Origin of the sequence: Pseudomonas sp. TE3-3-F2023, assembly GCF_036784815.1 — a bacterium.
GTDB lineage: Bacteria > Pseudomonadota > Gammaproteobacteria > Pseudomonadales > Pseudomonadaceae > Aquipseudomonas > Aquipseudomonas pudica.
Window position 1 is genome coordinate 5,716,244 of the sequence record NZ_CP145113.1, and the last position, 9,593, is coordinate 5,725,836.

The window sequence follows — 9,593 nt, forward strand, 5'->3', positions numbered from 1 at the left end:
CTCTTGAGGCCCTTTCCGATATCGGCGCAACGATAGCACATGGCCGCATCAATGTAGGTACGAGCTGCTTTACGCACGCGGACTGATGCCCTCATCGCCGGCAAGCCAGCTCCCACGGAGAACTCCACAACCCTTGAGAGCTGCGCTGTACCTGTGGGAGCTGGCTTGCCGGCGATAGGGCTTCCCGGTCCTACACCTGCTCCAGCATCAACCCGGAAATACGCCGCACCTTGCGCGCCACAGCTTCTTCGAAAATACCCTGGCGGGGCTCGACCAGGCTGAAGCAGTGCTTGGCGCGGGTGATGCCGGTGTATACCAGCTCCTTGGTCAGCACCGGGTTGAGCGCATCCGGCAGCACCAGCGCGGTGTGGCCGAACTCCGAGCCCTGGGACTTGTGTACGGTCATGGCGAATACCGTTTCCACTTCGTTCAGCCGGCTGGGCAGGACGAAGCGCACGCCGCCGCTGCCGTCGTTACGCGGGAAGGCCACGCGCAACAGGGGTTCGCCGTGCTCATCCGGCAGGCGCAGGGCAATGCCGATGTCACCGTTCATCAGCCCCAGGCCGTAGTCGTTGCGGGTCACCAGCACCGGGCGCCCTTCGTACCAGGGCTGCTGGCTGTCGATCAGCCCGGCATTATGCAGCACCCGCGCTACCCGCTCATTGAGGCCTTCAACACCCCAGGCGCCCCGGCGTACCGCGCACAGCAGCTGGAAGTCCTCGAAGCTGTGCAGCACCTTGCCCGCCCATTGCTCCCACGCGGGGTCGTCGACGGCGGTGCCGAGTGCCGGGCGGAAGCGGCCAAGGGTTCGCAGGTAGCTGCGGTAGCCCTGCGGGCCATCGCTGCCGCGGTTGAGGCCGTCGAGCAGCAGGCGGTCGAAGGCGCGGTCCTGTTCGTGCTTAAGGGCCAGGCTGTGCACATCGGGTGGCGGCGCAGCCAACAGGCTGCGCGCCGCATGGGCGTCCTGGCGGTTGACCAGCCGGGCCAGCTGGCCGATGCCACTGCCTTCGCCGAAACGCCGCGAGAAGCGCAACATCACCACCTGCTGGGCCAGCGGGTTGCGTTGCTCATCGCCGGCCTTGAGACCACTGCCCGCCAGCGACTCACCACCGACCTGCTCCAGCCATGCCTCGGTCGCCGGCGAGTAACAGCCCTCCTCGGCATCCCGGCACAGGTCACCCAGTACCGCACCGGCCTCGACCGAGGCCAGCTGGTCCTTGTCGCCCAGCAGTACCAGGCGCGCCCGTGGCGGCAGGGCATCGAGCAGGTTGGCCATCATTTCCAGGTCGATCATCGACGCTTCGTCGACCACCAGCACGTCCAACGGCAGCGGGTTGCCGGCATGGTGGCGGAAGTGCCGCGAACCAGGGCGGCTGCCGAGCAGGCGGTGCACGGTGCTGACCTCGGTGGGGATATGCCCGCGCACCTCGGCGCTGACCTGCAGGCGCTCGACCTGCTGGCCAATGGATTCGGTCAGACGCGCGGCTGCCTTGCCGGTCGGCGCGGCCAGGCGAATGCGCAGCGGCCTGCCCTGCTCCACCGCCGGCGCCTGCAGCAAGGCCAGCAGGCGCACCACGGTAGTGGTCTTACCCGTGCCAGGGCCGCCGGTGATGATGCTGAAGCCGGCGCGAGTGGCCAGGGCACAGGCAAGCTTCTGCCAGTCCACCTGGCCAGCCGGCGCACCACCGTCGAACAGTTGCGCCAAACGGCCAGGCAGGTCGGCCGGAGGCGCTTCGGCCTGGGTCAGGCGCTGGCGCAGGATATGGTCGATGCGCCGCTCGTAACTCCAGTAACGGCGCAAGTACAGACGCTCGCCGCTGAGCACCAGAGGCCGCGCCTGCTGGCCCGGGGAATCCCCTGCGGCCACCAGCGAGCTGGCGGCAATGCGCTGACGCCAGGCGTGCAGGTCAAGGTTGGCCAGCAACTGCGAGGGCAACAGCAAGGGGCCGGTCAAGGCGTCGCCTTCAGGCGGCAACGACAGGGCAAAATCGGGCTCGGCCAGGGTTTGCTGCAGGTCGAGGCAGACATGGCCGTGGCCCAGTTGGTGGCTGGCCAGTGCGGCGGCCAGCAACAGCAGGGGGTCGCTACCGGGGGCTCGCTCCTCCAGGAACGATACGAACGCACGGTCCAGGGCACGCAGCCAGCCCCGCTCTACCCAGCGGTCGAGCAGTTGCAGGAGGTCGCCGCTGTCATGCTGTGGCGCCAAGGCGAGCAGGTGCTCGGCGTGCAGCGGGGTGGGCAACAAGTCGACGAGGCTTCGGCTCATATCACGGCTCCGGCAAACAGGTCCTGCTGTACCGGCGGATGCTCGCCGCGGAACAGCGCATCGAGGCTTTCGATCAGCTCGCGCGGTGGCTTGGTGTGATAAACGCCGTGGCCGCTGCTGCTGGCGCCTCTCAGGAAGATGAACAGGGCGCCGCCGACATGGCGGTCGTAGTCGTAGTCCGGCAGGCGGGCGCGCAACTGGCGGTGCAGGGCCAGCAGGTACAGTACGTATTGCAGGTCGTAGCGATGTTCGAGGATGGCCTTTTCCATGGCCAGGGCATCGTAGGCCTGGATATCCGGGCCCAGCCAGTTGGACTTGTAGTCGGTCACGTAGTAACGCCCGTCCAGTTCGAAGGCCAGGTCGATGAAGCCTTTGAACATGCCATTGAGCACGGTCGGCTGCGCCGCCGGGCGTGCCAGGCCGGGGTGGGTGTGGCGTACCACCAGGCGGTCGAGTTGTTCGGCATCGACCTGGTGGCTGGCGAACCAGAACTCCATTTCGATCTGATAGTGGCACAACTGCCCTAGCGTCACGCCGAGGTCGTTGCCCGGCAACGGCAGCGCTTCGCCCAGCAGGCGCTGCAGCCAAAGCGTCAGGGTGGGAATCCAGCCGGTCCAGTCGCGACGGTTGCAGCGCTGGCCAACGGTTCGCTCGATCAGCCGTGCATTGCCGCTGACCTGGCTGAAGCCCTCGCGGCCCGCCCATTCCAGCAAGCCATGCAGGAAGGTGCCGGGGTTGGGCCCGCGCGGGAAGCGGTGAATATCGCCACTGTCGGCCGGGACATCGCGCAGCACCTGGGTATCGAGCACTTCATCATCCAGTAACTGCTGGGCTTGGGAGCTGTCGGCACCGAGGGTCTGGTCGCCGACGCGCAGGGCGCTGTACGAGGCAATCCACCAATGCTCGGCGCCCGCTGCGCGACGCGGCTTGCGGGCAGGCAGCAGCTCATGCTCGGTGTGCGGCATGCGATACAGCTGTTCATCTGCCACCGGCAGGCCTGGGCAAGAGATGTGCGGGCAGGTCTTGGCCAAGGCCTGCAACCAGCCCATCAGTTGCGACGAGCCCGGCAAGGCGAGGCCACCACCCAGCAGGTAACCGAACGCCGAACGATGCAGGTGCGAGCTCTTCTGGTTGCCCCGCTTGAGGTCGGCGACACCCAGCCAGCAGGCATGCTGGGCGCGGGTCAGGGCCACGTAGAGCAGGCGCAGGTCTTCGGCCAGTCGCTCGTCGTCGGCGCGTTCGATCTGTTCCTGGTCTGGGGTGAGGGTGAGATGGGCGTTGCCCTGGCTATCATGCCAGGCCAGCGGCAGGCGGCTACCGTCCACCGGTTTGCTGGTGCAGATGAACGGCAGGTAGACCAAGGGGTATTCCAGGCCCTTGGACTTGTGGATGGTCACCACTTTCACCAACTGCTCATCGCTCTCCAGACGCAGGATCTGCTCTTCACCGGCCTGGCCGGAACTGGCCAGGTGCTCGGCCAGATGTCGGATCAGTGCCTGTTCGCCGTCCAGTTCGCCAGCGGCCTGTTGCAGCAGCTCGGCCAGATGCAACAGGTTGGTCAGCACCCGCTCGCCATCGCTGCGGCGGATCAGTGTGCGCGGCAGCTGGAAGTCATGCAGCAGGTGCCGCAGCATCGGCAGCACGCCCTGGCGCTGCCAGGTGTCGCGGTAACGGCGAAAACGCATGACCCAGTCCTCCCAGACCCGCTCGTCCTGATTCAGGCGGTCCAGCGCAGCCAGAGACAGATCAAGGGTAAGGCTGGCCAGGGCAGCCTTGAGCAGGCGCTCCGAGTCGGGTTCGGCGCAGGCCTTTAGCCAGGCCAACAGGTCGTGGGCTTCCTGGGCGGCGAATACCGAATCCTTGTCGGACAGGTACACACTACGCACCTCGCGCGCGGCAAGCTCGGTGCGGACCATCTGCGCTTCATGGCCATCGCGCACCAGGATGGCGATGTCCGATGGCAGACACGGGCGCAGTTCGCCCTCGGCACTCTGGAAACCAGCCGTGCCCTGCTGCCCACCATTGAGCAAGGCGACGATATGGCTGGCGCAGCTGGCTGCCAGCTGCTGGCGGTACACGCTGGCGGAGACAGGCTCTTCGCTTTCCAGATGCCAGCACTGCAGGGCTGCACAGGTTTCACCGTCGATCAACAGTTGCTCGCCACGGCCTTTGGCGCGGACCTCGATGAACGGCAAAGGGTTGTCATCGGCCTCGCGGAACAGGAACGCGCCACGCCCTGCCGCACGCGCCTCGGCCTGGAGGAACACGTGGTTGACCGCCGCGACCATGGCCTTGCTGGAGCGGTAGTTGGTGTCCAGGCTGTGCAGACGGCCACTCGTGGCACGACGGGCGGCGAGGTAGGTGTAGATGTCGGCGCCACGGAAGGCATAGATCGCCTGCTTGGGGTCACCGATCATGAACAAGCCGGTTTCGCGCCGGTTTTCGCTGATCTGGTAGATGCGCTCGAAGATGCCGTACTGCACCGGGTCGGTGTCCTGGAACTCGTCGATCAACGCCACCGGGAACTGTTCGCGGATCAGGCTGGCCAGGCGCTCGCCGGCCTCGCTGGCCAGGGCGTGCTGCAGGCGCAGGAGCATGTCGTCGAAACCCATTTCCGCACGCCGGCGCTTCTCCACTTCGAAGCGTGCCGATACCCAGTTGGCGGCATGCTCGAGCAATGGGGCATCCGGGCTGTCCAGGGCCTGCAACTGTTGCTGCAAGCTCTGCATGGCATTGAGGGCCGGGTGCTCGGGTGGCTCGCCCTTCCAGGCTTCGGCCATGCCCGCCGGGGTCAGGCGGGTAAAGCCGGTGCCCAGGTCGAGCTCCACCAGTTGTGCGTCTGCGGCCCAGGCGCAGAGCTTGTCGAACCAGGGCTCGAAGTAACGGGCCTGCATCTTGCGGCCATCGACCTGTTTGGCGGCCAGTGCATCACGGCAGATCTGGCGCAATTCCTCGGCCCATTGCGCCCAAGGCGCCTTGAGCCGGGCCAACTGCTCGCCACGCTGCTGCAGCGATGCCTGAATCAGTGCCGCCGGCTCTGGCCCGTCCTGCTGGGCGCGCACGCGGCCGAACAGTGGGCGGATCCGCGGCAGCAAGGCGTCGGGGCTACCCCAGTGGCCACGCACCCAGGCCAGCGCGTCGCCTTGCATGCCGTAGCAGAAGCGCCGCCAGTAGTCGCGCATGACTTGACCCAGCAGTTCGCTGTGGTCGGTTTCCAAGGTCTGGGTGAACAGGCTGCCGCTGTCGAAGGCATGTTCGCGCAGCATGCGCTGGCACCAGCCGTGGATGGTCGATACCGCTGCTTCGTCCATCCACTGCACAGCGATTTCCAGGCGCCCGGCACAGCGTGGCCAGGCTTCTTCCGGGTAGTCGTCACGCAGCTGGTGCAGCAGCGGGTCGGCCGCTACCAGCTCGCCACGGAAGAACCGCGCAGCTTCGGCCAGGCGGGCGCGGATACGTTCGCGCAGTTCTTTGGTGGCGGCGTCGGTGAAAGTCACCACGAGGATTTGCGGTGGCAGCAACTCGCGGTCGAAGCCCTGCTCGCCACCGTGACCGAGGATCAGGCGCAGGTAAAGCGCCGAAATGGTGAAGGTCTTGCCCGTGCCGGCGCTGGCCTCGATCAGCTGGCTGCCATGCAGGGGGAAACTCAGTGCCAGGGGACGGTCCTGGGTCATGCGCCTTTCTCCGGGTTGCCCAGGGTCTGCCACGGGGCGTTGAACAATGGGCGGTACAAGGCTTCGCACCAGCCTTCGAAGGTTTCATCAGCGGTGAGCGCGGCAAAGTCACGGAACTGCCGGGCCAGGGCGACGCTTTCACTGCGCTCGCCGAAGCTGGTGCGCTCGTCGCCTTCGTAGGCGCGGGCAGCAGCAGCCAAGGCTTTGTCGCTATCGTCCTGGGCCAGCCAGGCAAACGCGGTCTTGGCCGCGACCGGCAACGGCGCATTCATCGCCGCCTGACGGGCTACCAGCAGGTCGCCCAGCAATTGCGCCGCCTGCGCTTGCGGCAGTGGCGCAAGCAGCAGGGTCAGGTCGCTGGCCACCAGCGCACTGTTATAGGGGTAGCCCGCCGCGCAGGCCGCCAGGTGCGTGACCCAGGGCGCGATCAGGCGGTGCCACTTCAGGGCGTTGCGCCCGGCACTGATGGTATTGGGTACGGTGGTGATGCTGAGCAGGCTCTGGTCATCCGCCTGGAACACCCGCCCTAGCCAGCCTTCGAGGCGGTGACGGCCGTGCTCGAAATGCACTGGCAATGCCCCCTCGACCAGCTGCGACCAGCGCTGTAATAGCTGGCGGTGGCGTTGCAGCAAGTCTGGCAGGGGCTCGATCAGCTCGCGCTGCAGCAGTTCGCCAAAGCCGGCCAGCGGCAGCACGCCACAGGCCTGCAAGCGTCGGGCCTGTGCCTGCAGGGCCTGTTCGGCATTGTCCGGCTCGGCCAGCGCTGCACCCAGCAGGCTTTCACTGGCGCCGTAGCGTTGCAGGGGGTCAAGGACGAAGGGTTCCTCGTCCGGGGTCGGTGCTTCCAGCGCTTCGAAGTACACCTTCAGACGCTGGCTGAAGAAGTGCCGCACCGGGTGGCGCAGGAAGTCATTCAGCTGGGTCAGGCTCAAGGCCTCATCGTCATGGTATGGCGGCAGGCCGGGGTCAGCCTGCTCGTCTTCCTGGCCCTGCTGGTGCAGCAGTTGCCATTCGTGGGCAAAGCTGAACAGTGGGCTCCCCTTCTGGAAGTAGCGTGGGCTGAACGGTTGCAGCGGGTGCTCTTGGGTCAGTGCGTGCAGCAGTTGCTCACCTGGTTGTGCTGGCTGCCCCGGCTCCGCGCCTGCCAGCTGCCAGCCGGCTCCAAGGTGATCGCGCAGCTGGCCGATCAGTACCGAGGCCGGGCGTTCACTGTTGTCGCGAATGCTGCGCCCGACCCAGCTGACATATAGCTGGTCGCGGGCCGACAACAGCGCCTCTAGCAGCAGATAGCGATCATCCTCACGGCGCGACCGGTCACCGGGACGGTAGTCGCTGGCCATCAGGTCGAAGTCGAGCGGCTGTTGGGCGCGGGGGTAATCGCCATCGTTCATGCCCAGCAGACAGACCACCCGGAACGGGATGGCGCGCATCGGCATGAGGGTGCAGAAATTCACCGAGCCGGCGAGGAAGCGTTGGGACAACTTGCCCTGATCGAGGCCCGACAGCCAGGCTTCGCGCACCACGGTCAACGGCAATGGGTCTTGCAGGCCGACGGCCTCGCACACTTCGAGCCAGCTATCACGCAGATCCTGCAACTGCATCAGCAGGAACTCATCGTGCTCGCCCTCGGCCAGGAAAAATACTTGCAGCAAGGCATGCAGGCGCTCGCCCCACTGGCTGACAGTGGCAGGCTCGGACAAAGCGTTGCTGGCCACTTCGAGGGCGTCCAGCAAGGCGACCAGCGGGCCGATCAGTGCCGCATCAAGACCACCGATTTCATCGTAGGGTTCGATGCCGTCACAGGCCTCACCCACGCCTACGGCATAACCCAACAGCATGCGCCTCAGGCCGAACCGCCAGCTGTTCTGTTCCAGCCCGGCGGGCAAGCCGAGGCTGGCCCGCTGCTCGGCATTGAGGCCCCAGCGGATGCCGGCCCCCTCGATCCAGCGGTGCAGCGTGGGCAGGTCGTTTTCGCGTATGCCGAAACGGGCGCGGACTGCCGGCACATCCAGCAGGTCGAGCACTTCGCTGACCGCGAAGCGGCTGTCCGGCAGCTTGAGCAGGTGTTCGAGGGCAATCAGCAAGGGTTCGCGACCACGCTGGCCCTGGTCGGTCAGGGTGAACGGGATGTACCGCGGATCGTTGCGTTGCAACTGGCCGAATACGGCGCGGATGTGCGGCGCATAGCTATCGATGGCCGGCAACATGACGATCACGTCACGCGGGCGCAGGGTTGGGTCGGCGCTGAAACGGGCCAGTAGCTGGTCGTGGAGGATCTCCACTTCGCGTTGCGGGCTGTGGGCGATGTGAAAGCGGATCGAGCGGTCCTTGGCCGGGTCGACTGGATGCCACCGCTCGCGGGTTTCGGCGAGCGGACGCAGTTCGAGGATGTCGTCCTGCAACTGGTTTAGCAGCGTGGTAGGCGAGCCGTCGCTGAACAGGTCGATGCGACCGTCGCTGAACACACCCTGATAACTGCCGGGGTCATCGTAGCTGTCGAGCAGGTTGATGTAGTCGCGGCCCTGTTTGCCCCATGCGGCCAGCAAAGGGTGGGCGTGCTGGTGCAGCGACTGGTCGTCCAGTTGCAAGGGCATACCCTGCTTGCGTTGCTGGCGCTTGTACTGGTGGCGCAGCAGGTCCTTGTCGGCAACGATATCGGCCCAGTGGTGGCGGCAAGGGTTGTGCACGCACAGCAGCACCTGGCTGAAGCGCGCCAGGCCGGCCAGTGCTTCGAGGGCCTGGGCTGGCAGCGAGGAGATGCCGAATACGATCACCCGGGCCGGCAGACCGGCAGGCGCCTGCTCCAGGCTGTTGATCCGTTCGATGAAGCGTTGATGTACGCCGGCACGGCTCTGCGCCATGCCCTGCTCGCCAACGTCCTCCAGCAATGCGCGCCACAACTCGGCCTGCCAGCGGTTGCCCGGGGGCAGTGCCTTGCGTTCACCGCGGGCGGTGTTGAGGATGTGCTCGCCAGCGGCCCAGTCCTTGAGCCAGTCGGCTCGGTATACCTGATATTGGTCGTACAGGTCGGCCAGGCGCTCGGCGAGCTGATAGCGCTTGCGCAGGTCGCTGTCGTCGGTGAGGAAGCGTCGCAACGGCTCGAAATGCGGGCGTTCGATCAAGGCCGGGAGCAAACGCATCAGACGCCAGGTCAGCGGTGCCTTGTCGAGCAGGGAGACTTCGGGAATTTCGTCACGGCCCAGCACGCTGCGGTACAACTGCCACATGAAGCTGCCCGGCAATTGCACGTCGATGGCGGCGGCGATGCCACAACCGCCCTGGTCGTCGTCCTGAGGGTCTTCGGCAAGCGCCAGTTTGAGCCATTGGGCAATGCCGTTGCTTTGGACCAGGGCGATTTCGTTTTCCAGAGGTGCCAGGGGATAGCGACGCATCCAGCTCACCACCAGGCTGCGCAGGTCGTCGAGGCGGTTGCCGTGGACGATCATGAAGCCGGAGTGGAGGTGAGTGGTATTGGGCATCGGGAGGCCTTTGGCTGACGCTGGGGATGAGGGGAAACGATATCACGTAGGTACCATACGGAGAGCATGGCGCAGTGCCATCAACCGATTGGCAAGGCATCGGAGGAACCCTGTAAGCGGTCTTGCGCCGTCCCTGTGGGAGCGGCTTTAGCCGCGAAGCAAGCGACGCGGTGG

Annotated in this window: 3 protein-coding genes; all 3 read right to left on the reverse strand. The window is 66.0% G+C overall.

The features are described from left to right. Positions 1–190: 190 nt before the first annotated feature. The 3 genes from recD to recC are packed head-to-tail and all read right to left on the reverse strand — an operon-like array spanning position 191 to position 9,419. Complete coding sequence (gene recD / locus V3314_RS26205; RefSeq protein ID WP_046616382.1) at positions 191–2,266, reverse strand: exodeoxyribonuclease V subunit alpha; 2,076 nt, start codon at positions 2,264–2,266, stop codon at positions 191–193. Next, positions 2,263–5,940 (reverse strand): exodeoxyribonuclease V subunit beta, encoded by a 3,678-nt coding sequence (gene recB, locus V3314_RS26210; RefSeq protein ID WP_338459806.1) that lies wholly within the window; start codon positions 5,938–5,940, stop codon positions 2,263–2,265. Before recB ends, recD begins: the two co-directional genes overlap by 4 nt. Beyond that, complete coding sequence (gene recC / locus V3314_RS26215) at positions 5,937–9,419, reverse strand: exodeoxyribonuclease V subunit gamma (protein WP_338459807.1); 3,483 nt, start codon at positions 9,417–9,419, stop codon at positions 5,937–5,939. Before recC ends, recB begins: the two co-directional genes overlap by 4 nt. Positions 9,420–9,593 lie beyond the last annotated feature (174 nt).